The organism is uncultured Shewanella sp. (assembly GCF_947497935.1).
Taxonomy (GTDB): Bacteria; Pseudomonadota; Gammaproteobacteria; order Enterobacterales; family Shewanellaceae; genus Shewanella.
In genome coordinates, this window is the sequence record NZ_CANMIO010000012.1 from 89384 (window position 1) to 113955 (window position 24572).

Annotated in this window: 17 protein-coding genes; 6 read left to right on the top strand and 11 right to left on the bottom strand. The window is 44.6% G+C overall.

Going from position 1 to position 24572, the window contains the following annotated elements; translation table 11 throughout:
- Positions 1 to 27: 27 nt before the first annotated feature.
- The gene (gene mfd, locus Q1A86_RS14410) at positions 28 to 3501 is read left to right on the top strand and encodes a transcription-repair coupling factor (protein ID WP_299807760.1); all 3474 of its coding nucleotides are present in this window, start codon (positions 28 to 30) and stop codon (positions 3499 to 3501) included.
- Positions 3502 to 3503: 2 nt separating this feature from the next.
- Entirely contained in the window at positions 3504 to 4523 is a 1020-nt protein-coding gene (locus Q1A86_RS14415; protein WP_299807762.1) for a peptidoglycan binding protein CsiV, read from the top strand.
- Here the strand turns inward: Q1A86_RS14415 and Q1A86_RS14420 are convergent.
- From Q1A86_RS14420 to nagZ, 3 genes are all read right to left on the bottom strand, one after another.
- Positions 4520 to 4795, bottom strand: coding sequence for an acylphosphatase (locus Q1A86_RS14420; protein ID WP_299807764.1), 276 nt, complete (start codon positions 4793 to 4795; stop codon positions 4520 to 4522). The genes Q1A86_RS14415 and Q1A86_RS14420 overlap by 4 nt on opposite strands.
- Positions 4796 to 5091: 296 nt before the next feature.
- The gene (ycfP, locus tag Q1A86_RS14425; protein ID WP_299807767.1) at positions 5092 to 5631 is read right to left on the bottom strand and encodes an alpha/beta hydrolase YcfP; all 540 of its coding nucleotides are present in this window, start codon (positions 5629 to 5631) and stop codon (positions 5092 to 5094) included.
- A gap of 73 nt (positions 5632 to 5704) precedes the next feature.
- Entirely contained in the window at positions 5705 to 6712 is a 1008-nt protein-coding gene (gene nagZ / locus Q1A86_RS14430) for a beta-N-acetylhexosaminidase (RefSeq protein WP_299807768.1), read from the bottom strand.
- A gap of 391 nt (positions 6713 to 7103) precedes the next feature.
- Here nagZ and Q1A86_RS14435 point away from each other — a divergent pair, with 391 nt between their 5' ends.
- Positions 7104 to 8480, top strand: a complete 1377-nt coding sequence (locus Q1A86_RS14435; protein ID WP_299807770.1) for an L-serine ammonia-lyase — start codon at positions 7104 to 7106, stop codon at positions 8478 to 8480.
- 91 nt (positions 8481 to 8571) lie between these two features.
- Here the strand turns inward: Q1A86_RS14435 and cysB are convergent, their stop codons facing one another.
- A complete protein-coding gene (gene cysB, locus Q1A86_RS14440; RefSeq protein WP_299807772.1) occupies positions 8572 to 9546 on the bottom strand; it encodes an HTH-type transcriptional regulator CysB in 975 nt (324 codons plus the stop codon).
- 226 nt (positions 9547 to 9772) lie between these two features.
- Between cysB and Q1A86_RS14445 the strand changes: the two genes are divergently transcribed.
- Positions 9773 to 10549, top strand: a complete 777-nt coding sequence (locus tag Q1A86_RS14445) for a hypothetical protein (protein ID WP_299807774.1) — start codon at positions 9773 to 9775, stop codon at positions 10547 to 10549.
- Positions 10550 to 10724: 175 nt separating this feature from the next.
- On the opposite strand, the gene topA is transcribed toward Q1A86_RS14445, so the two are convergent.
- Positions 10725 to 13415 (bottom strand): type I DNA topoisomerase, encoded by a 2691-nt coding sequence (gene topA, locus Q1A86_RS14450; RefSeq protein WP_299807776.1) that lies wholly within the window; start codon positions 13413 to 13415, stop codon positions 10725 to 10727.
- A 336-nt stretch (positions 13416 to 13751) separates the two neighbouring features.
- On the opposite strand from topA, the gene astB reads away from it, so the two are divergent.
- Positions 13752 to 15089: an N-succinylarginine dihydrolase gene (gene astB / locus Q1A86_RS14455; RefSeq protein ID WP_299807778.1), complete on the top strand. Its 1338-nt coding sequence runs from the start codon at positions 13752 to 13754 to the stop codon at positions 15087 to 15089.
- A 300-nt stretch (positions 15090 to 15389) separates the two neighbouring features.
- Here astB and Q1A86_RS14460 read toward each other — a convergent pair whose 3' ends face one another.
- Positions 15390 to 17813 (bottom strand): Ig-like domain-containing protein, encoded by a 2424-nt coding sequence (locus tag Q1A86_RS14460; RefSeq protein WP_299807780.1) that lies wholly within the window; start codon positions 17811 to 17813, stop codon positions 15390 to 15392.
- A 216-nt stretch (positions 17814 to 18029) separates the two neighbouring features.
- On the opposite strand from Q1A86_RS14460, the gene Q1A86_RS14465 reads away from it, so the two are divergent.
- The gene (locus Q1A86_RS14465; RefSeq protein ID WP_299807782.1) at positions 18030 to 19358 is read left to right on the top strand and encodes a dicarboxylate/amino acid:cation symporter; all 1329 of its coding nucleotides are present in this window, start codon (positions 18030 to 18032) and stop codon (positions 19356 to 19358) included.
- Positions 19359 to 19516: 158 nt separating this feature from the next.
- On the opposite strand, the gene Q1A86_RS14470 is transcribed toward Q1A86_RS14465, so the two are convergent.
- From Q1A86_RS14470 to Q1A86_RS14490, 5 genes are all read right to left on the bottom strand, one after another.
- The gene (locus tag Q1A86_RS14470; RefSeq protein WP_299807784.1) at positions 19517 to 20065 is read right to left on the bottom strand and encodes a sugar O-acetyltransferase; all 549 of its coding nucleotides are present in this window, start codon (positions 20063 to 20065) and stop codon (positions 19517 to 19519) included.
- Between the two features lie 112 nt (positions 20066 to 20177).
- The gene (locus Q1A86_RS14475; protein ID WP_299807786.1) at positions 20178 to 21482 is read right to left on the bottom strand and encodes an inosine/guanosine kinase; all 1305 of its coding nucleotides are present in this window, start codon (positions 21480 to 21482) and stop codon (positions 20178 to 20180) included.
- A 264-nt stretch (positions 21483 to 21746) separates the two neighbouring features.
- A complete protein-coding gene (gene hemH, locus Q1A86_RS14480; protein WP_299807788.1) occupies positions 21747 to 22742 on the bottom strand; it encodes a ferrochelatase in 996 nt (331 codons plus the stop codon).
- A 148-nt stretch (positions 22743 to 22890) separates the two neighbouring features.
- Complete coding sequence (gene adk, locus Q1A86_RS14485; protein WP_299807790.1) at positions 22891 to 23535, bottom strand: adenylate kinase; 645 nt, start codon at positions 23533 to 23535, stop codon at positions 22891 to 22893.
- Between the two features lie 178 nt (positions 23536 to 23713).
- A complete protein-coding gene (locus tag Q1A86_RS14490; protein WP_299807792.1) occupies positions 23714 to 24559 on the bottom strand; it encodes a tetratricopeptide repeat protein in 846 nt (281 codons plus the stop codon).
- Between the last annotated feature and the right edge of the window lie 13 nt (positions 24560 to 24572).

The following is a 24572-nucleotide window of genomic DNA, read 5'->3' on the forward strand; positions in this document are numbered from 1 at the left end:
GCTATCTGGACTTGTTTCCTCGCCTTAATGAATGCTTTTTCTGTATTGACTCCACCAGCGGTCAAGAGTGCCAAACTGGCCCAAACGCTGTGTACACTTGGCGGCGCAGCTCAAGCGCTTACCATCGCGAATATTGCTAAGCAACATCTAGGGGTTACCTTAGTGGTCACCGCTGATACGCCTAACGCAATCAGCCTAGAAACAGAGCTTGGCTATCTGCTCAGTGAGCAATCAATACCGATCTGGCTTTTTCCCGATAGAGAAACCCTTCCCTACGACAGCTTCTCGCCGCACCAAGACTTGGTCTCACAGCGACTTGAAGCTTTGTCGCGTATTCCCCAGGCGCAACACGCCGTTGTCATTGTCCCTATCACCACACTAATGGTGCGCCTGCCGCCCCAATCGTTCCTAACAGGGAACGTATTAATGCTGGAGAAAGGCGACAAATATCGCCTAATGGATGTTCGCGAGCAGCTCATAAACACTGGCTATCATGTGGTCGAGCAGGTCTATGAGCATGGCGAATTTGCCGTGCGTGGCTCGATTATCGATATTTTCCCTATGGGTTCGAGCCAACCCTTTAGAATCGAGTTATTCGACGATGAAGTGGAAACCATTCGACATTTCGATCCTGAAACTCAGCGTTCGAGTAAAGAGATAAATGCAATTCGTCTGTTACCGGCAAAAGAGTTTCCTACCGATGACGCCGCGATTGAAGGCTTTAGGCAAAGATACCGCCGACGCTTTGAAGTATTGGTCAAAGAGCCAGGCTCTATCTATCAGATGGTCAGTAAGAAGACCATGCCGGCCGGTATTGAGAATTACCTGCCGCTGTTTTTTGATGAGACCGCAACCCTGTTTGATTATCTACCGGGTAATACTCAGCTGATCACCTTAGGTGATATTGAAGCGGCGACTCACTCGCATCTTCATGAAGTAGAGCTGCGCTATGAAGACAGACGCGTCGATCCATTAAGGCCATTACTCACGCCACAAGAGTTATACCTACTTACCGAGCAGATCTTCTCGGCTTTTAAAGGCTATCCTCGCTTTGGCCTTAAGGATGAAGCCTACACTGGCACGGCTGTCCATGCTAAAGCCAGCAAGCTACCGGATATTTGCGCCAATCATAAGCTCAAACAACCTTTAGCCGAATTGGAAAAATACGCCGCCCTTGGCGAGCGAATGTTATTTAGCGCCGAATCTGAAGGTCGCCGCGAAGCACTATTAGAGCTGCTAAGTAAGATTAATATCAAACCAAAGCTATTTGCACACTTCGATGAGTTTGTTACCAGCAAGGCAAAAGTGGGACTCATAGTGTCCCCCCTTGCTCAAGGCTGCATCATTGAGAAAAAAACAGGCGGCAAGTTCAGTTTAATCTGTGAAACTGAACTGTTTGGGCAGCGGATCTCACAGCGTCGTCGCCGTGATAAACAACGTCAAATAAGCAGTGATGCCCTAGTTAAAAACTTAGCCGAGCTTAAAGTCGGCCAGCCTATTGTTCACTTAGACCATGGTGTGGCGCGCTATCAAGGTTTAGAAACCTTAGACACAGGCGGCTTAGTGGCCGAGTATTTAGTCCTTGAATACTCAGGTGGCGATAAGCTTTATGTACCAGTAGCAGCACTTAATTTAATCAGCCGTTATAGCGTTGGCCCAGATGAAGAGGCAACGTTAAATAAACTTGGTAATGAAAGCTGGGCTAAGGCGAAGAAGAAAGCGGTTGAGAAAATTCGCGACGTCGCAGCCGAATTACTGGATGTGTACGCTCGTAGACAAGCGCGCCCAGGTGAGGCTTGTCGAATCGACCAAGAAGAGTACGCGCAGTTTGCCAATAGCTTCCCCTATGAAGAGACGGTTGATCAAGAGACAGCTATCGAAGCCGTTCTGGAAGATATGCGTAATCCAACGGCGATGGACAGATTGGTTTGTGGTGATGTGGGCTTTGGTAAGACAGAGGTCGCCATGCGCGCCGCTTTCGTTGCAGTAAACGATGGCAAACAGGTGGCCATCTTGGTACCAACCACCCTACTCGCCCAGCAACATTACGAAAACTTTAAAGATAGGTTTGCCGACTGGCCATTTAAGATAGAAGTGATGTCGCGCTTTAAAACCGCCAAAGAGCAGACTCAAGTCATGAAAGATTTGTTAGACGGTAAAGTGGATATCGTGATCGGTACTCATAAACTGCTGCAATCTGAGGCTAAGTTTGAAAACTTAGGCTTACTGGTGATTGATGAAGAGCACCGTTTTGGGGTGAGACAGAAAGAGAAGATTAAGGCGCTCAGAGCCAATGTCGATATCTTAACCTTAACCGCCACGCCGATCCCACGTACCTTAAATATGGCTATGTCTGGCATGCGTGATTTGTCGATTATTGCCACGCCTCCGGCTAAACGACTCGCCGTAAAGACCTTCGTCAGAGAATACGATGAACCCACAATACGTGAAGCCTTGTTACGTGAGATCTTAAGGGGTGGCCAGGTCTACTTCCTGCACAATAGCGTTGAGACCATCGAAAAACGCGCAGCAGAAATCAGTGACCTGCTACCTGAAGCGCGGGTGGTGACTGCCCATGGCCAGATGCGAGAGCGTGAGCTTGAGCGAGTAATGTCAGATTTTTATCATCAACGCTTTAACGTGTTGGTGTGTACTACCATCATCGAAACCGGTATCGATGTGCCATCGGCCAATACGATTGTGATTGAACGGGCCGATAACTTTGGACTGGCACAGTTGCATCAGCTACGTGGCCGTGTGGGACGTTCTCATCATCAAGCCTACGCCTATTTGATGACGCCCCATCCAAAGCGTATGACCAAAGATGCCCGTAAACGTTTAGAAGCCATCGGGGCGTTAGAAGATCTTGGCGCGGGATTTATGCTTGCCACCCAAGATTTGGAAATTCGCGGCGCTGGTGAGTTGCTCGGCGATGAGCAAAGCGGTCATATCTCCAAGATTGGTTTTACCCTCTACATGGAGATGTTAGAGGATGCGGTGAAATCACTTAAGCAAGGTAAAGAGCCGTCGCTAAACCAGATGTTGCGTCATCAATGTGAAATCGAGCTACGGATCCCTGCGCTACTGCCTGAAGATTACGTGGGTGATGTGAATATTCGTCTATCTCTTTATAAGCGAATTGCTAACTGCGAAACCGCAAAAGCGCTTGATGAAATGAAAGTTGAGTTGATTGACCGATTCGGTATGTTACCCGATGCGACTAAAAATCTTATGGAGATGACACTTTATAAGCATTTGGCCACACAGTTAGGCTTAAGAAAAATCGAAATGCATGCTAAAGGTGGTAGTATAGAGTTCGGTGAAAACAATAAGGTTGATCCAACCTTCATCATCGGATTACTACAGAGCCAGCCCCAACTATATCGAATGGACGGGCCCAATAAGCTAAAATTTGCTATGCCTTCTGAAACAGCTAAAGACAGGCTCGCACTACTTAAACTGTTAATTGAGCAGTTGTTTCAACATCGTCTTGGAGAATAACCGTGTTAAGACTATCTAAAAACAAGCTAAGCGCAGCTTTAGCTGTTAGCCTTTTATCCAGCTTATCGACTGCTGTTAGTGCCGCAGAAGAGCGTTGGTTTGAGGTAGAAGTCTATCTCTTTGAGCGCACAGCTCCGAGTGTTGAGCAGTGGCCTACGAAAGCCGCAGAGACTCGTACGCGCAAGACTGTCGACTTTATAACTCCTATGGTCAGCACCGATTTAACCGCTGTTAGTATGGGACTAAACGGCTGTACTTCAAGCGATTGGGCAACCGATAGCGTGAACTGTAATGAGCAGCTTAGCAAAGCTAATCATAAAGCTTTGGCCGATGTACCGATGCAAATTGCCGCACCGCGACCTGCCGTTGCGCATTTAGGTGATGGTGCGGTATTGCTAGCCGAGACGCAAAGTCAATTCAAAGATATTATCGCGACAATTTCTCGTGAAAAAGGCACCACGAGCCTTTTGCATATGACATGGCAGCAATCAATGCTCCCTCGCAGCCAGTCGATCCCTGTCAAGCTATACTCGGGACATGACTACTCAGAGCAGTATGAGTTTAACGGGCAGCCGATTGAAGTTAACACTAACGCTGCAGAGTTTGGCAACTTCGACTTTATGGAGAGTCAATTCTCAAGTGACACCCAAAAACCTGTCTGGAAGCTTGATGGGACGATAAATATTTATCTACAGCATTATCTGTTTATTGAAACGAACTTCACCTTACGCGAAGAAGGTAATAAGACGATAACTCTGACACAAAATGAGCCCCTAATGAGCCCAAGTGCAGTTAAAAGTGCTGAAGGGAGTGGAGAAGACACATCGGCTCAAGAAGTGACGAAACCTTACCTCTACGCCATTGAGATGCAACAAAACCGCAGAGTACGTAGTGATGAAGTTCATTACTTTGATCACCCTAAAATGGGCATGATCATTCAGATTAGAAAAATGCAGCAACCAAGCGCAATGACTTACAAGCAGGCAGATGAAGTCGCGACATTGCCACAGACAGCGTATTAAAGCTGAGTAATTGAAAAGTCGAGGTAGATATCATCTGCCTCGTCCTCTTCAACAATCACCTCTTCTACCCGAGACATGGGTGAGCCGATATAACACCAACTAATAAGCTTATCCACCGCAGGATGACCTCCTTGGGCTAAGATCTGCACCGAACCATCACTTAGGTTACTCACGTACCCCGTCACTCCTAATGTATTTGCTTGAACAAGTGCATTGTCACGATAAGAAACCCCTTGTACCTTACCGTAAATTTTAATGATGACGCGTTTCATAACACATTCCTTGTACGAAAGACTCTACTCGTTAAGCACCGAGTCTAGGCAAATCGTGATTATTTCAGATTAAAAACAACCTCAGTGTATTAGAAATAACATAGCCTAAAGCACTGTCATGAGCAAAGAGTAAGCTCATATTTGCAATGACATTAAGCAGCGATAGCTCAATCTCCACTAATTAAGCGCTATGAATAAACAAACCATGGTTCTTCTTTTCTTCTAATGTAATAGAGATAAAAAAACCACCAATAACCTAATTGCTATTGATGGTTCTTAAAAACTTAACAACGAGACTAGCTCGCTTTGAACGCCTTAATGCGTTGCAGCTGACCCGCTAGCGAGACAAACTTATGCTGCTGCTCTTCGTCCCACTCTATCGAATAATAATCTTTTAGTGTGGATTCTACTTTGGGGTTGTCATTAACATCATCCTGACGCGCCAAGATGCACAGTGCTTTGCCCGTATTTAAGGCGCGAAAATCCTTAACACACTTGTTAGCAATGTCAGCGTACTCTTCAGGACGGTCAATCTGACCAACCATATTATCTTGAGGCAGCAAGTTAGGATTAATGAGCACCGATTTAATGCCATTTAAAAATCCGATCCGCTCTGCCCAATATCCCCCTAAACCCACCCCAATAATCAAAGGCGACTTGTCCTCTGAAGAGGCGATCTGCTTACTGACTTCATTTAGTAAGTACTGCATATCATTTTTAGGGTGCAAGGTGCTATAACTGACCAAGCGCACGTCATCATCAATAAACTGTAACTGACGCATTTTGTCATGATTACCTGGGCTTGTTGCATCAAACCCATGAAGATAAAGGATCATTCTCGTCCTCCAAAAATTTTCACGTATATTATTAACTGCTAAGCTAACAAGCCAAACTTGCTTGCGCGTTGCGCTAAATCAAACTTTGCGCGATGGCCTTAGCCCGCTCCCAGCGAGCGCTATCTTCTAAGGCCTTGGCCACTCGGCTCTGATCCGGTTTTAACAGGTTAGCACTCAAGCTCGTGGTTACATCGGGCCAATTAACACCATTTAGTACCTCAGTTGCCCCGAGACTATCGTTACAAACTAGAATCATATTACAGCCTGCATCGAGTGCTGCCTGGGCCCTAGCGGTGTAACCACCCGCAACCGCCGCGCCCTTCATGCCTAGATCATCGGAGAAAATCACCCCGTTGAAGGCTAGCTGCTTACGCAATACATCTTGTAGCCAAAATGAAGAAAAACCCGCAGGCTGGCTATCCACCTTAGGGTAAATCACATGAGCAGGCATGATACCCTGTAATCGATTTTTAGCGATAAGCGTCTTGAACGGCTGCATATCATTGGCAAAAATCTCATCTTGAGTGCGCTCATCAACCGGTTTCGCGATATGAGAGTCAGCTTCAACGCTGCCATGACCTGGAAAATGCTTACCCACTGCGCACATACCCGCTTGCTCCATGCCATCAATAAAGGCACTCGCAAGCTCGGCAACCTCCCCCTTGTCTGGACTGAAACTTCTAGTGCCTATCACTTGGCTAACACCATTTAAATCCAATACTGGCGCGAAGCTTAAATCGATATCGACTGCAAGCAATTCTATCGCCATCAAGTAACCAAGCTCGGTAGCCCAGCTCTTTGCCTGCGCCATATCGCCTTTGGCAGCGGGAAGAATATCTCCCATAGCTGGTAACACAGTAAACCCTTCTCTAAACCGTTGCACTCTGCCACCTTCATGATCGACTGCGATCAAAATATCTGGGCGAATAGCACGTATTGACTTAATGAGGGTGCTCAACTGAGTCCTGCTGACATAATTACGACTAAACAAAATTAAGCCGCCAATCATGGGGTGAGTTAACTGCGATGATTCCGTAGCACTCAGCTCCGTTGACTCGATATCTAACATCAAATAACTCATATAACCCTCTAAATTTTTAATCTCTTTAAAATCTAACCTAGCAAAACTTAAAAAACACATTCTATCGCTTGAACGCAAAATTCTTAAATAAACGCTGGTTAAACAAGACTTAGCACAAATTTAAAAACAAAAAATCAGCATTAGCACATCCAACATTTAATTAGATTATCTAATGTGTGGAAATTGCATACAAAAAACTAATGATAGAGAAAAAGCTAAAGTATGGGATACTTTTTAACACCAATTAATTCAAGCGACTAAGATTAACATCAAGCATAGTATTTTCACGCTCAATAAGTGAAATATACCAAGATAATGGGCATTCCTCCATTACCTCATCTCTTAGTGAAGTTGGTCATAACTATAACGACTAGAGCAATAAAGGTTTAGCATGATTAGTGTATTCGACATGTTCAAAATCGGCATCGGGCCGTCAAGTTCTCATACTGTAGGTCCAATGAAAGCGGGTAACGTTTTTATTGAGCAATTACAGCAGTTAAATATTCTCGACAGCGTTGATGAATTACGTTCAGAGCTGTTTGGCTCGTTAGGGCAAACGGGTGTAGGGCACGGCACTGGCAAGGCCGTCATTTTAGGGCTTATGGGAGAGGCACCTGAAACAGTAGACACTGACAGCATTGATGGCATTTTAGAGCAAGTAAAAAACACCGGGCAGCTAACACTTGCAAGCGGACGTGAAGTGCTCTTTACCCGCGCAGACGGCATCACTTACCACAGACGTAAAAGCCTTCCTGCTCATGCCAATGCCATGACTTTATATGCCTATAAGGACGGTGAATGCATTTATGAGCGCACCTATTACTCTGTAGGTGGTGGCTTCATTCTCGATGAAGATGAAATTAAAGCACAAGATGCATCACCAGCTGCACCGATAAAATCCGCACCTTTTGATTTTGACTCGGCACAACAACTGCTTGAGCTCTGTACTGAAAACGGTTTCAGTATTTCATCACTCATGATGATGAATGAACTCAGCATTGCCAACGCCGACGAGATCAATGATCAATTGTGGCAAATTTGGCAAACCATGAAGACCTGTGTCGAACGCGGTTACCAAAAAGAAGGGATCCTTCCCGGTGGCCTGAAACTTCGACGCCGTGCTCCTTCGCTACATCGCCGTTTAAAAGCCGAAGGCAAGAACTGCGTTGACCCGCTAACGGCTATGGATTGGGTCGATCTATTTGCCCTTTCTGTGAACGAGCAAAATGCTGCTGGCGACCGTGTTGTTACTGCACCGACTAACGGCGCGGCGGGGATCATTCCTGCAGTACTATGTTATTACGATATGTTCGTTCAAGAAGTCGACCAAGATGTTTGTAGTCGCTATCTACTCACTGCAGCAGCCATTGGTATTCTTTATAAGAAGAATGCTTCTATCTCTGGCGCTGAAGTAGGCTGTCAGGGTGAGGTTGGTGTAGCGTGCTCTATGGCAGCTGCAGCACTGACCGAAATCATGGGCGGCACGGTTGAGCATGTTGAGAATGCAGCTGAAATCGGCATGGAACATAACCTAGGCTTAACCTGTGACCCTGTAGGCGGCCTTGTACAAGTTCCTTGTATTGAGCGTAACGCTATGGGAGCGGTAAAAGCGATTAACGCCTCACGCATGGCAATGCGTGGCGATGGTAACCATAAAGTCTCACTCGATAAGGTGATTAAGACCATGATGGATACCGGTAAAGATATGCGCAGTAAGTATAAAGAGACTGCCAAAGGTGGTCTTGCTGTGAATATTGTAGAGTGTTAATCACTCGTTTTTGTTTTCTTCGCTGCCAAAGCTTTTAAACATAAAAAAACCTCGCAATCGCGAGGTTTTTTTTATGGTTTAAAGTGAGAGACTACCTAACTGGGAGCTCTATATCGGCAAACATAGCTTCAATCTGCTGGGCGTCTCTTAGCGCAACGGCTTGCTCTACCACTGGTCGAGTCAAATGCGGCGCAAAATGCTCGATGAAGTCATACATATACGTACGCAGGAAGTTCCCCTTCCTGAAACCAATCTTTGTGGTGCTATGGGCGAATAGATGGCTTGCATCAATGGCCACTAGATCTTTATCCATATGCTCATCAATCGCCATAGAGGCGATAACACCCACGCCTAGCCCAAGTCTGACATAGGTTTTTAACACATCGGCACTGGTCGCACTGAAGACCACTCTAGGCTCGAGCCCTGCGCGGTTAAAAGATTTTTCAATTTCTGACGCACGGTCAAAACCAAAAACATAAGTAACCAATGGGAAATGTGCGAGATCTTCGATACTAATATTGCTTCTCGCCGCCAGCGGATGATCACGTGTTACGACTATCGAACGATTCCAGTGATAACAAGGCAACATGATCAAGTCACTGTAGAGGTGCATGGCTTCAGTCGCTATCGCAAAATCGGCATCGCCTCTTGCGGCCAACTCACTTATCTGTGACGGCGTACCTTGATGCATATGTAAATTAACTTTTGGATAGCGATCGATAAAACCTTGAATGATATGCGGTAAAGCGTACCTTGCTTGGGTATCTGTAGTCGCGATGTTGAGCTCACCTTGATCAGGCTTAGTATACTCTTCAGCCACTTTCTTGATGCTCTCAACTTTACCGAGAATGTCGTTGGCGATGTTGATCACTTGCTGACCTGCTGGCGTAACATGGGTTAAATGCTTACCACTGCGACCAAAAATCTGGATCCCAAGTTCATCTTCAAGCATTCGCACTTGTTTGCTTATACCCGGCTGAGATGTATACAGATTTTCTGCTGTAGCAGAAACATTGAGATTGTGATTTACAACCTCAGCAATATATCTAAGTTGCTGCAACTTCATCTTATATCCTTCCGATGAGCAGGCTAAAAACCTGTCTAATATATGAGTTATGATCCATTCGAGTATAATTATTGGTTATAGTACAACGCCATAATTAAATCAAATGGAATATAGCACAATAGTTAATCTCTGCGAAGAGATTATAGAGAATGCATGATGAAGATTACTACCCTAGAATATTGATTTATAGTAGCATTAGTTGAATTGTACACTTATTGGTTTTGCTATGATATTTGCATCAGTCTTGATCTTACTCGGCACCTTATTACTCTTGGTGATCGTAATTAGCATCATTCAGCAACATAAAGCGCGTATCGAGTCTGAACGACGTAGCGAACTGGCACGTCATCGCGCAGTAATAGATGAAACTGAGGAAGTGTTGTCCAATACCGGGCTCATCCCTTGCTCTTCGAGTATCATTCTTGTTCTTTATCGAAGAGTTGAAGATGCATTGACTAGTGCACTGCCGCTTGCTCGTAACCAAAGTAGCGATTATGAACGTCGTTTAATTGATTTACGTGGCCAGATCCAATCGCTTCAGGCTGCACCTAAGCCTGCTGCAGCTATCGAACAATTTCGCTTACCAGACAGTGACCGTCAAATATTGACTCTGGTACAGACACTTAAAAAGATGAAAGCGATTCTTCGCGCCGAACATAATAAGGGCAAAGTTGAACCAAGCGTTTTTAGTCAAGAAGAGCAGCGCATCGATAGCCTACAGTTACGTATCAACGTAGATTCGATGCTGGGCAGAGGAAGAGCGGCCTGCTTTATGAAGCAGTATGGTTCAGCCAAACAGATGGTCACTAAGGCCTTAGCAACCCTACATACGATTAAGGCACAGACTCCAAATGATCCGTTTATCGGTCGTAAAGTAGAAGAAGCCAAGGCGATGCTTGAAGAGATCACTGGCGCTCAGAAATCGGCTCAACCTGTCTCTATCAGAACCAAAGAAGATGACGATGATATCGATGTCTTGTTCCAGCCTAAGAAGAAATGGTAATTCAAAAGCTTATGTTTGATTTAAGTGCCCAACGGAACACCTTTACTAAGCAATTTTAATGTCACGTTACTAATAAACAGTGACGAATGAACAGTTACTGGCACTTAAGATGAACACAAAAAAAGCCCCGCTGATCCGGGGCTTTTTTATGACTTCTTATCGCGCTTTAAACCAATTACTCGGCTTTGGTCGCCTTAGCTTTTGGTTTGGCTTTAGGTTTTGCTTTGGCCTTCGGCTTTGGCTTAGCTTTTGCCTCAGTCACCCACTTGCCATCAACATACTTTGATGTCCAGCCAGTCGCCTTACCATCAACATCAGTTGCAACGTACTGCTCTTTAGTCTTACGGCTAAAGCGTACAGACGCAAGATTACCATCATCATCAGCCACTGGCGCGTCGGCTAGGTATTGATACTTAGGCCATAACAGATCACGGTACTTAACAAGCTCTTCCACTAATGGACCACGAGTCTCTCGTGATTTAGGGAAGGTACTCGCTGCTAGGAAGATCCCCGCTGCACCGTCTCTTAATACGAAATATGCATCAGACTTGGTACACTTAAGCTCAGGTAAGTGAATTGGGTCTTCTTTTGGCGGCGCAGCTTCGCCACTCTTAAGCAGCTTACGCGTGTTCTTACACTCAGAGTTTGTACAACCAAAGTACTTACCGAAACGACCGTTCTTAAGTTCCATATCGTTTCCACAACGATCACACTCAATAATCGGTCCTTCGTAACCTTTGATCTTAAACTGACCCGCTTCAACCTCATATCCATTACACGTTGGGTTATTACCACATACGTGTAACTTACGGGTTTCATCGATTAGGTAACTATCCATGGCAGTGCCACAAATGCCACAACGATGCTTAGCACGTAGGGCTTCTGTTTCAGCGTCTTCACCGCTACTCACAGCCTCTTCACCAGGCGTTAAGTTCAACGTTGTTTTACAACGCTCCTTTGGCGGTAGTGCATAACCAGAACAACCTAAGAATACACCTGTCGTACCGGTACGAATGCCCATCGGGCGTCCACAGGTTGGACACTTGATGTCATCGGTGATCACCATTTCGTTCGGGCGCATACCACCCTCTTCCGGTGGTAATTCTGCAACTTCTAATTGCTTAGTGAAGTCTTTATAGAAACCATCGAGTACTTTTTTCCACTCAAGCTTACCTTGAGCAACATCATCTAATGTTTGCTCCATGCTTGCAGTGAAGTCGTAACTCATTAGATCTTCAAAGCTACCCACTAAGCTATCACTAACGATTTCACCCATTTTTTCAGCGAAGAAACGACGGTTATCAACTTTCACATAACCACGGTCTTGAATAGTTGAAATAATCGTAGCGTAAGTAGACGGACGGCCAATACCACGCTTTTCTAATTCTTTAACTAGAGAGGCTTCGCTGTAACGCGCTGGCGGCTTAGTAAAATGCTGCTTAGGCTGTAACTCTTGCAGCGTAACGGCATCACCTTGTGCCACGTATGGCAATGTGTTGTCTTCTTCGTTTTTCTTCTTAATGGCAGTCTGAACGCGAGTCCAACCATCGAAACGAAGAGTACGACCCGTTGCTTTAAGCTCGTAATCACCTGCTTGTACAGTCAGGCGAGTCGCATCATATTTTGCAGGAGTCATCTGACAAGAGACAAACTGACGCCAAATGAGCTCGTATAGACGCTGTGCGTCACGCTCCATGTCTGATAGAGACGCAGCACTCACTTTCACATTTGAAGGACGGATCGCTTCGTGAGCCTCTTGTGCGCCTTCTTTACTGCCATAACGAATAGGTGATTCAGGTAGGTACTTGTCACCATATTCGTTGCCAATCATCTCACGTACGCTATCGAGTGCTTCTTGGCTTAAGTTGGTCGAGTCGGTACGCATATAGGTAATGTGGCCCGCTTCATATAAGCGCTGCGCCATCATCATGGTCTTCTTAACACCAAAGCCTAAGCGAGTACTCGCTGCTTGCTGTAACGTCGATGTAATATAAGGTGCCGATGGTTTGCTTGACGTTGCTCTGTCTTCACGAGCAGCAACCACGAAGCTAGACTGAGATAACTGACTAACCGCAGTTTGTGCTTCAGTTTCATTAACAGGATTAAACGCCTTACCTTGGAATTTAACCACCTGCATTTTTAGCAAGTCGTCGGTTAAGGTGTTGAGCTCAGCGTGAACATCCCAGAACTCTTCTGGAACGAAGGCTTTAATTTCGCTTTCGCGTTCAACCACAAGGCGAACAGCAACAGACTGTACACGCCCAGCAGATAGACCACGGGCAACCTTCTTCCACAATAGTGGAGAAGCCATAAAGCCAACAACACGGTCTAAGAAGCGACGCGCCTGTTGTGCATTGACCATATTGGTATCGAGCACCGATGGCTGGCTAAATGCGTCTTGAATCGCGGTCTTGGTAATTTCGTTAAATACCACTCGCTGATAACGAGACTCATCGCCACCTATCACTTGTTGTAGATGCCAAGCAATCGCTTCTCCCTCTCTATCCAAATCGGTTGCGAGATAGATATGGTCAGCAGATGCTGCCAGAGTTTGGAGTTCCTTAACGACTTTCTCTTTGCCAGGTAAGGTTTGATACTTTGCTTTCCAGCCTTTTTCTGGATCGACCCCCATGCGCGCAACTAAAGCTTGCTTCGCTTTTAAACTCTTATACTCAGCCTTCTCCTCTGGAGACATCTTTTTGACTTCAGCAGCTGTCTTACTGACAACTTTAGCGTCTGAACTCGATGATGTAGGCAGATCACGGATGTGACCTACACTCGACTTAACGATGAAATCTTTGCCTAGATATTTATTAATAGTCTTGGCTTTGGCCGGTGATTCGACGATTACTAGCGATTTACCCATAGATTAATTTGCGCCAACGAGTCTCAAAAATCGGAAAATTGGCTCCATATATAGAGGGTTGTGTACAGAGTTTCAAGCTAATCCCTCTTTTATTTGTACTGGAGTATCAATTTTTAACCATTTTTGAAATAAATGTGAAAAAAATTAGTGCGTATTTAAAAACTAATATTTCATTATTAGTCATCAAGCAAGTCATAGTTGTGCATTTCGATTCAAATTCAGTGTTTTTGTCAATTTAAACTCGCTTGTGCGGCACTGTCGCTTAAGTATACTGGCCATAATAATTACAACTCAGAAAAGATATCACAACCTGAGCTACCCTTAAGGAAAACAAGAATGAAGCATTTTGAAGCGAATTTCGACGGACTCGTTGGGCCAACGCACAATTACGCTGGTTTATCATTTGGTAACGTCGCCTCATTAAATAACGCCGCTGCGACCTCAAGCCCAAAAGATGCTGCTAAACAAGGGCTCAAAAAAGCAAAAGCGCTAGCCGATCTCGGTTTAGTTCAAGGCATGCTTGCCCCTCAAGAGCGCCCAGACTTACACACACTTCGTAGAATTGGTTTTTCAGGCACAGATGCTGAAATCCTCAACAAAGCAGCGAAAGAAGCTCCTGCGCTTCTACGTGCATGCTGCAGTGCATCAAGCATGTGGACAGCTAATGCTGCAACCGTATCTCCTAGTGCTGACACCCATGATGGTAAATTGCACTTTACCCCAGCTAATCTTGTCGACAAATTACACCGCAGTATTGAACCTACGACGACGGGTAACATACTTCAAGCTACGTTTAACGATAGCCGTTATTTCAAACATCACCAACATCTTCCAGAACATAGCAGCTTTGGTGATGAAGGTGCAGCTAACCATACCCGTCTTTGCAGTGAATATGGACATGCCGGTGTTGAGCTATTTGTCTATGGCCAAGAAGCCACAAATCCATCAGCGCCAAAGCCGCAAAAATTTCCAGCACGCCAAACTCTCGAGGCCTCACAAGCGGTTGCGCGTCTACACCAATTAGATGATGACGGCACAGTCTACATTCAGCAAAACCCTGATGTCATTGACCAAGGCGTATTCCATAACGATGTGATTGCTGTTGGTAACCAAAATGTGCTCTTCTACCATGAGCAAGCCTTTTTAAACACTCAGGCAAAACTGACTGAAATCAAAAACAAGTTTGGTGACTCGGCCCTACACTTCATAGAGGTTCCTACCTCTAAGGTGGCGATTCAAGATGCTGTGAAAAGCTACCTATTTAATACTCAAGTTGTGACCTTGCCTTCTGGTGAGATGGCAATTATTGCGCCGACAAACTGCCAAGAAAATCCAGCGGTATTTGCTTATTTAAATGAGTTGGTGACACTCGATACGCCAATTAAGCAAGTGCTCTACTTCGATGTTAAGCAGAGCATGCAAAATGGCGGTGGTCCAGCATGTTTGCGTTTACGTGTTGCAATGAACCAAAATGAAGTTGCCGCGGTAAACCAACATACATTAATGAACGACGCGCTGTTTACTCGCTTAAACCTGTGGGTAGATAAACATTACCGTGATCGTTTGTTAGTTGAAGACTTAGCCGACCCGCAACTTATTATCGAGTCACGTACCGCCCTCGATGAGCTGACGCAAATTATGAAGCTAGGTAGCGTTTATCAGTTCCAAAGATAAGATTATTTCTCTTTTATAGTAGACATAAAAAAACCACATTTACGGTGGTTTTTTTTATGACTTTACAACTGCTCACTCCATTTCCCGCAGAAACAGCCTCCTTATTTAGCAAGCTATTTGGTAAACATTTCACCTGTGTTTTTAAGTTAGGCATCGCTTAATCGCCAACAGAGATGCCATTGCGATAGCGACATCTATTTTGAAGCCCAACTGATAGAACTTGTTCTCAGATGAAAAAAGCCCTGCTATCGCAAGGCTTTTTAGTTAGAGCTTATACTCACAAATATCGGTAACTATCCATTAATGAATAGTCATTGGTATCGTCGCAATCAGAGTTAAATCGCCTTTTGGCGTAACAGCTTCTATCACTAGCGTGCCGGATTCAGGCTCATCAGCACCTTTAATCACAACACTGTACGACAAGGCACCATTTTTATTAGTCGAAGCAACAGTAAATGTGCCATTGCTTGCCAAACTGCCAACTGATGGCTTGAAGGTCAAAGTGGTACCAGATGGTAAAGGCTGGTTGTGTAAATCACTGACGATAATCGATACGCCACCTGTCGATTTACCAAAAATATCGAGCGTATTATTATCGTTTAGGCCATCACATGAATCGTCTTCACCTGGCTTATCAATACAGCTATCAGAAATGACAGGAGTCGATGAATAAGCATCACTGCCAGCCATCACGATAACAGCACTGGCTCTAACGTTTAATGATTTACTTGTCATTGAACAGCCAGAGTGCGCTGTACCATTGGCATCAAGTGCACATAAACTACCGTTATATAGACCATCGGCACCATCGAATACACTATTATTATTGAAGTCAGCGAATGTTTCTAAATCACCGCCGTCTTCACCAGCTGTTTCTGGGTTATAAACGCTGTCTTCGTTATGATCGACAAATGCTTCAGCCAGATCATAGCTATTACCTGAAACGTTTGGCTTGTTTTCAAAGTCGGAAACTTCGGCTGCATCAAAACGTCCATTACCATTGGTATCAGGGAATGATTCTTCACCAATAGCGGTAGCAAGAATAGTGACGCGACCACCATAGGGCTGGCCCAACTTTGGTGATTCAGAAGGAGCACTATCGAGTATTGCCCCAGTAGGTCTTGGGTTTTGGCTGGTCCACTTTACTGAACAAACGCCGTTTAACGTTACACAAGATGGGTCGATTGAGCCGCCTTCTGTCGTGAACGATACCGCCGTTCCATCTGGTACAGGGTTATTAAAGGCATCCGCAAGCCTTGCGGTTACATTAACTACAGTCCCATCATAATCCCAGCCTTCAGGGCTCGCATTATCAACTGATAAAGAGAAACTGTCTTGATCTGGCAAACCTGTTGAAATCACGAGCAAGTTTGACTGACTGGATATTTCAGGTGTTTTACCATCAACAACGGCAGTCACTCTTACCGAGGTTGCCACTGTCCCTGAGTTAACCACGGTTTGAGCGATACCATTTGCATCAGTTTTTGCGTTATCAGGGCTAAGTTCAATTCCACCGGCTTCAGTGTTTAGAGAGAAGTTTACTAGCTGGTTAGTAACAGGAGTGCCATTACTATCCAGTACTTTAAATTTAACTGTTGATGCTTCAGAACCACCAGTGCCTTTCAAACGAATACTTTCAGGTAATGCTTCAACAAAATAGATACTACCGACGCTTGCAGGTAATACAGTCAACTTAGCTGACGCCGTTAATGCTTTACCGCCTACATTAGCACTAACGTTAACTGTATCTTCCCCAACACAACCTTTTGCAAGATACGTACTGGTCGCAACCCCATTAACGGCAATAACAGGTGAGCTAATTTCAGCTTCAGGAGATGCTTTAGCTGAGCAGATAGATGAAAACATTACTTCAGCAGGTTCAGTGAACAACTTGCCTTGATCATCTTGCAAAGTCACAGAAATGCTCGACGTACCACCTGCAGATACACTGACAGGGGTAATTGACGCCACACCAGACTCAAACGGTGTACCACTTCCCATGAGGACGTTGGTTGCCCCAATAGTAAATGCTAAATTAGCGCTTTCACCTGATAATAACGTAACAATTGCATTAGCGGCCCCTGGTTCTGCGCCCGCTAGGATTTGTACCCTTGCTTTTCCATCTTCAGTAACTGCGGTGTTGATAGGGATCTCACCACGGCTTGTAGTGAAAGTCACAATGGTTTCTTTAGAAAGTCCAGTAACATTAGCAACTAAAAATCCAGGCGATAAACTACTGATCCCTGATGTCGGCTCACCATTTTCATCCGTTAGCGTTATAGACACTGAAGGGCCATTTCCAGCATCACCACCGTCACCAACCATGGTCACATTAATACTTGCTGTTTCTCCAGTTGAGGTTTTAGCTGTAACTGTAGCGCCAGTATTAATAGAAGCAGTGCTTAAAGTAACAACGGCATTACCTTCATTATCTGTAGAGACTTCACCAGTGGCAGGATCGAAAGAGCCATAGGTTGCATTATTTAATGAAAACGAGACTAACGTGCTAACCGCAGCCCCATTTGAATCGGTCACCTTAGCTGTTATCTGTGCATTTTCTGCAACCGAAATAAGCGAATTGGTTGTGCTTAGCTCTATTGAAATCGTCGTTGGGTCCGGAGTACTTCCCCCATCCTCATCTTCAGAAATACTACCTCCACCACTACAACCAACGAGAAGAAATGACCATATAAAAGCAATAAAAATGCTATAAGCTGACTTCATTGTCAGGCTCCCTGTTACTCAGATTATTATTTTTGATAACGCTTAGGTTACCCAGCACCCCACATTACACAATTTTCCCATAACTTTTCCACAATAAACATCTATTTATTTGCAAGAACACGGCAAAACTTAACTTTTACCCCATTTCCTCGCTGTCACTTTCTTGCTAGGCTTTAGAACGCAAATTGAAAGCATAAAAATTATACAGGAAGCACTATGTCTGCTACGAAAACCAAAAAACTCGGCCTCACGAGTAAGATTATTATCGGTATGTTTACCGGTATTATTCTCGGGCTGTTATTACGCAATCTGTTTCCAGAGAGTGATTTTGTCAAAGAGTACATCACCGAGGGCTTTCTAAATGTCATCGGCACAATCTTTATTTCAAGTTTAAAAATGCTTGTTGTTCCCCTCGTATTTGTTTCATTAGTCTGTGGTACCTGCTCCTTAAGTGAACCTTCAAAAGTGGGTCGTTTAGGTGGTAAGACAATCGCGTTTTATCTATTTACAACCGCGATAGCCCTTTCGATGGCGATTCTAATTGCTATTGCCGTTCATCCCGGCAATGCCAGCATGGTAACGGAGGGGATGCAGTTCGATGTTAAACAGGCGCCGAGTCTATCGGACGTCATCATCAACCTAGTACCGACTAACCCATTACACGCAATGAGTGAAGGCAACATGCTTCAGATCATCATCTTTGCGGTGATCTTCGGTTTTGCTATCTCGCATATCGGTGAGCGTGGTGCTCGCGTTGCTGCGCTGTTTAACGACCTTAACGAAGTGATCATGCGCGTTGTTACGTTGATCATGCAGCTTGCTCCTTACGGTGTTTTTGCTCTGATGGCAAAACTTGCGCTCACTCTGGGTATGGAAACCTTTGGCAGTGTCGTTAAATACTTCTTCGTGGTACTGGGTGTATTGCTTGTCCACGCGTTCGTTGTTTATCCAACACTACTTAAAGTGTTCTCTGGACTGAATCCATTCACCTTTATCCGCAAAATCCGCGACGTACAGCTATTTGCTTTCAGCACCGCAAGCTCTAATGCCACATTACCTGTGACCATTGAGACTGCAGAGCACCGTATGGGTGTGGACAATAAAATTGCCTCTTTCACCCTACCACTTGGTGCAACCATTAACATGGATGGCACCGCGATCATGCAAGGTGTGGCAACCGTATTTATTGCTCAGGTATTTGGTATCGAACTGACCATCACCGATTACGCCATGGTTGTTGTTACGGCAACACTTGCTTCTATCGGTACGGCAGGTGTTCCAGGTGTGGGTCTTATCATGCTTGCCATGGTCCTTAACCAAGTCGGTCTGCCAGTTGAAGGTATCGCGCTGATTATCGGTGTCGATAGATTACTGGATATGGTACGAACTGCGGTTAACGTCACTGGTGATACCGTAGCGACAGTGGTGATTGCCAAGTCTGAAAACGAGTTTAATGAAGAGGTGTTCAACGATACTCAAGCGGGTAAAGTGGCTCCAGGTTTCAACGCTCAAGTTCATGCTGAAGAGAATAAGTTAAATCGCTAATTAATCGTTTCGCGACTAACAAAAAGGGCGCCTATTGGCGCCCTTTTGATGTTCTGCACTAGACCATTCACTTGCTAACGTTCTAACTTTCTAACTTTCTAACTTTCTAAATTATCAAATCGGTTCGGCATTACTTAAACTAAGAAAACGTTTAAAAACTATTTCAACATCTTAATTAGTTTTGCTGGTACGCCGCCAACCATACTATCGGGCGCAACATCTTTGTTTACGACTGCACCAGCGGCAATAACCGCTCGAGCACCAATAGTCACACCTTGGTTAATCACTACATTGCCACCAATCCACACATCATCTTCAATGGTGATCGGTAAGCAAAATGTCTCCCAGCGGCGGCGACTCATATGATCTAGAGCATGAGAAGCGGTATAAAATTGGCAACTTGGGCCAATCATTACGTGATTACCTATCGTTATTTTTGCTCCATCTAGCATCACCGCGCCAATATTGATAAAACTCCCCTTACCTATCGTGATCTGTTTACCGAACTCACAGCTAAACGGCTCTCTGACTATAGAGCCTTCACCGATATTATTGAGTAATTGCTTTATCAAGCACTGGGTTTCGCTATAGCCTAAACTATTGCTAATTTGCTTTTGCAATAAATAGGCATTGTCTCGTACCGCTGAAATTTCAGGATCTGCGCCTTCAAACACTTCACCATTGAGCATTTTTTCGTATTCAGTCATAACTTCATTCTTCTTATATTATTCCAGAGTAGATTCAAAAAAGGCATAACTGGGAATTCCAAGTTATGCCTTTCAAAATTATTTAGCTAATTGCCAGTTAGGGCGTCTCAGCTTATCGTTCCCAGTACGACTCTTCTAAGCTGTCTTCACGCTCAGGTAAGCCACGAGAAAGCCTTGGGCTATGCTGCGCTAACACTTCATAAGCCACGCGGTTAGCGTACTTACAAATTTGCGAGAACGACGAGTAGCACAAACCATCACGCTTATGCTTGCTTGAGCCTGGCACGTTAGTTTTATGGAAGGTATTAGACGCTAAGTCATGCAGTAAAGCCGCTAACGCACCATCGCCGGCGCCGTTAGTGTTGCGAATAACTTCTGGACCGCCCATATAAGGAGAGATATGTGCGTAAACCTTTAGTGGCGAGTCACAATCTGCTTTTAATTTAGGGCGAGAGAACTCGTAACGGTTAAACTCTGGAATTGAACCCGGTAATAGGGTGTGGCTTGTTTCACGCTTTTCAGAGTCTTCTGTATAGCCTGCGGTATAAAGACCTAAAGGACCAGCTGTGGTCAACACCATATCACACCATTCAAGCGCAGCTTCACTCGCTTGCAGTGGATCGCTAAAGCCTGTTAATGCTTCACCTTCATCTTCGTTCATCGCTAAAATCGTGACGTGCTCTTTAATAAACTCCTGCCACCACTTTGGATCTTCTTCAATTAAGAAACGAGTACCTAATGTTAGTACCACTGGCACTTCAGCTTCTTTTGCGTAATTGATTGCGGTCATTGCGGCATCGGTGATCTGATCACCACCACTCGCGCGCATTAGGTATGCAGTCAGAATTAGCGCAGAGCCACCTTGAACGACTTCTTTGTCAATATAGGTAGGCGTGAGTTGATCCATTGAGCCCTTGCTGATCGCAAAAGTACGCTCACCGCATTCAGAGATCAAAGTAAAGCAACGACCAATTGGACCCGCTACAGGTTGTAAATAGTTTAGATCCACCTTAGATGAGGTATTACAAAGGTAACGATAGGCATAGCTACCGACTTCAATATTTTTGCTCATTACGCCAAATAGCACAGAGCGATCATCGGCTAAAATTGAGTAGTTGTGTACCGTGTTTCCGATAGTACCACCAGCGAATTCATCGCTGATCAACTCTTTGCTTTTAAGCTCAGTATAAAGTGCATGGGCCTTGTCATCATCGATCAAGGTTGAGTTGCCTTTAGGCAGCTCATAGCGGCTCAATAACTCATCTTCCACTTTCGCCTCAATGTCTACAAGCGTCTGATCGATGCCAGAGATGTAGGTTGAAATCGGTAGAGGCTGTTGGATCAACTGCGCAAGCAATGGATCACGGTTTTTCACTGGAAAATAATGTTTAGACTTACGCTGACCTGGAAACTTCATATTGAGCTCTCTTTCATTCGGCATCCATGCAAAATATAAATTAAAACGGGTAAGTTATCTCAAGCTGTTTATTCTTATTCGAACAAGCAGACACTGCACTTCTAGCAACTAGTCATAATAAAAACTCTACCCTCACTATTTGTTTAGCTTAGTCACAACTTAAGCAAAATAGTGAATTTAAAGGGCTAGATGCGAAAAAAGGTGGGGGATTTTACCACACCCCACCTCTTTCGCTAGCTGAAATCACTATAGAAGTTAGAAAATTTAATACCAACCCTTAGTTTGCTGCTGAACCAGCTTAGTTAATAGTTCAATGTGAGCAGGCGCATCGTTGAGGCAATCAATAAATTCATAGCGCTCACCACCAGCAGATAGGAACTCCGCTTTGCCCTCTTGGGAGATCTCTTCCAAGGTTTCTAAACAGTCAGATGAAAATGCTGGGCACATGATATCTACTGACTTAACTCCTTGTTTAGGCATAGATCCTAACAACTCATCGGTTGCAGGTTTTATCCATTCCTCTTTACCAAACTGAGATTGAAAGCAAATGCGCCACTGTTCACTCGTTAAGCCTAGCTCTTTGGCTAACAGCTCAGCAGTTTGTTGACATTGTGCTTGGTAAGGGTCGCCCTCAGTAATGTATCTAAGTGGCACACCGTGAAACGACATCATCAACACATCAGCCTGACCTTTTGCTTGCCAATGAGCCTTTACCGACTCCGATAGCGCTTGAATGTAGGCCGGATGATCAAAATACTGCTTATTGATGCGGATTTCAGGAATATTACGCTCAGCCTTTAATAGCTCAGCGATCGCATCATAAACTGGTGCAACGGTCGAGCAAGAGTATTGAGCGTAAAGTGGCAAGACAAAAATCTTTTCAGCCCCTTGAGACTTTAGGCTTTCGATCCCCGATTGCAATGACGGATTACCATAGCTCATGCCAAGTTCCACTGGAATGGTTTGTCCGAGTGTCTCATGTAATGAAGTTTTAAGTTTATCGCGCTGTTTCTGGCTAATCACCATTAAAGGTGAGCCTTCATCCCACCAGATAGATTGGTAGAGTTTAGCCACTTTAGCCGGACGGGTATTCAGTATGATGCCGTTTAAAATCGGTTTCCAGATCCAAGGAGAAAGATCGACCACACGAGGATCGCTCAAGAATTGCTTCAGGAATTTTTTCACATCGGGAGCGGTAGGTGAATCGGGGGTACCTAAGTTTACTAATAACACACCAAACGGTGGGGGTAAGTCACTCACATGAATTCTCTTTTTCGCAAGATATTCGCATCAGGCTATCACCGCAAAAAGCATAAAAAAAGCCCATTTAGATGGGCTTTTTAAAATATGAGAACTAGCTCATAAACACATTGTTACTCTGGCTTTATTTAGCCGAGTATCAAGCAAATTAGCTTAGTACTGTAACGATCTCTTCGCTTACAGTTGCTACAGACTTAGTACCGTCGAACTTGTTGTAAGTCACGTCGCCTTTAGCTGCTACCGCACCGTAGTATTCTACTAGTGGCTTAGTTTGCTCATGATAAATATCAAGACGCTTACGTACAGTCGACTCTTCATCATCTGGGCGGATTGCTAGGTCTTCACCAGTCACGTCATCTTTACCTTCAACCTTTGGTTGGTTGAATACGATGTGGTAAACACGACCAGAACCAGGGTGAACGCGACGACCACTCATACGCTTAACGATCTCTTCGTCTGGCACATCGATTTCAATCACGTGATCAAGAGCGATACCGCTTGAAGCCATAGCATCAGCTTGTGGAATAGTACGTGGGAAACCGTCTAATAGGAAACCTGAAGCGCAATCATCTTGTGCAACACGCTCTTTTACTAGGCCAATAATTAGCTCATCAGAAACCAACTGACCAGCATCCATGACTTTCTTAGCTTCTAAGCCTAGTGGTGTGCCCGCTTTAACTGCTGCACGTAGCATGTCGCCTGTTGAAATTTGAGGAATACCGTACTTTTCCATGATGAATTGGGCTTGGGTACCTTTACCGGCACCTGGGGCACCTAATAGCATAATGCGCATCTGAATCTTCCTCTTAATTTCGCACTGTGATACCAACATCTCTCTAGGGCGTATTAAAAGCTGCCTAGATGATGGGTATTGTTCTGTTTAGGGCGGCGATCTTCGCACAAATAGCCGCTATTTTGAAGTTATTTTCATTCGACTTTAGCATCAGTCACGATAAAAACCTTGCGAGTACTCAGTAAAGCAAGGTGTAAAGCTTACGTCTATATTGATTAGCTAGAGCGTTACCTTGACCCAGTGCGGTTAAGATCTCTAGAAACAATGCCTTTACCTTGCCATCTAATACAGCAACATCTTGCTGCAGTGGGGTAAATAATAAGGACAAGGCTTCATCATTACGCCCTGCTTGATGCAGTGCTTTAGCCAAATCTAACACTAGGACTAAATCATCAGGCGCATTGTCTACTGCTTGCTGTAGCTTTCTAATTTCTGGCGTGTCAGCGGCATCAAGCGCTAAAGCAAGCTTAGCTTTTAAGCTTTGGTAATAGCTGTCTTGATCGGCAAGCCCAACTGAATCTAACAAGGCTTGCGCATCTTCAAGCACACCTAGAGATAAATACACATCAGCTAAGGCTAAAGCGATTTCAGCTAGTTGTTTTTCGTTGTAGGCATCTTTTAGCAGTGGCAATGCTGCAATAGCATTGTTTTCAGCTAAAAAGACTCGAGCCTGATTTAGCTTTAGTTGCCACTCAGCAGGCAGATGCTTGTCGAGCATCTCAAGAATTTGCGGCGCTTCTTGCACACCTGCAAAGCCGTCTACCGGTTTACCTTCGTGTAATACCAAGGTTGTCGGCAAACTCTGGATCTGGAAGTAATTAGCGATTTCCATTTCCGTTTCACAGTTAACCTTAGCTAACACAAAACGTCCATTTTGCTGCTGGGCGATACTTTCAAGGGTTTGCATTAAACTTAAGCTTTCTGGACTTTGACTCGCCCAAAATGCCATCACCACGACCTTCTCCATCGAAGCGTCGACCACTTGTTGGATGTTTTCTTTAGTCAGCTCTAGAATCGATTGCATAACTTTTCCTTCG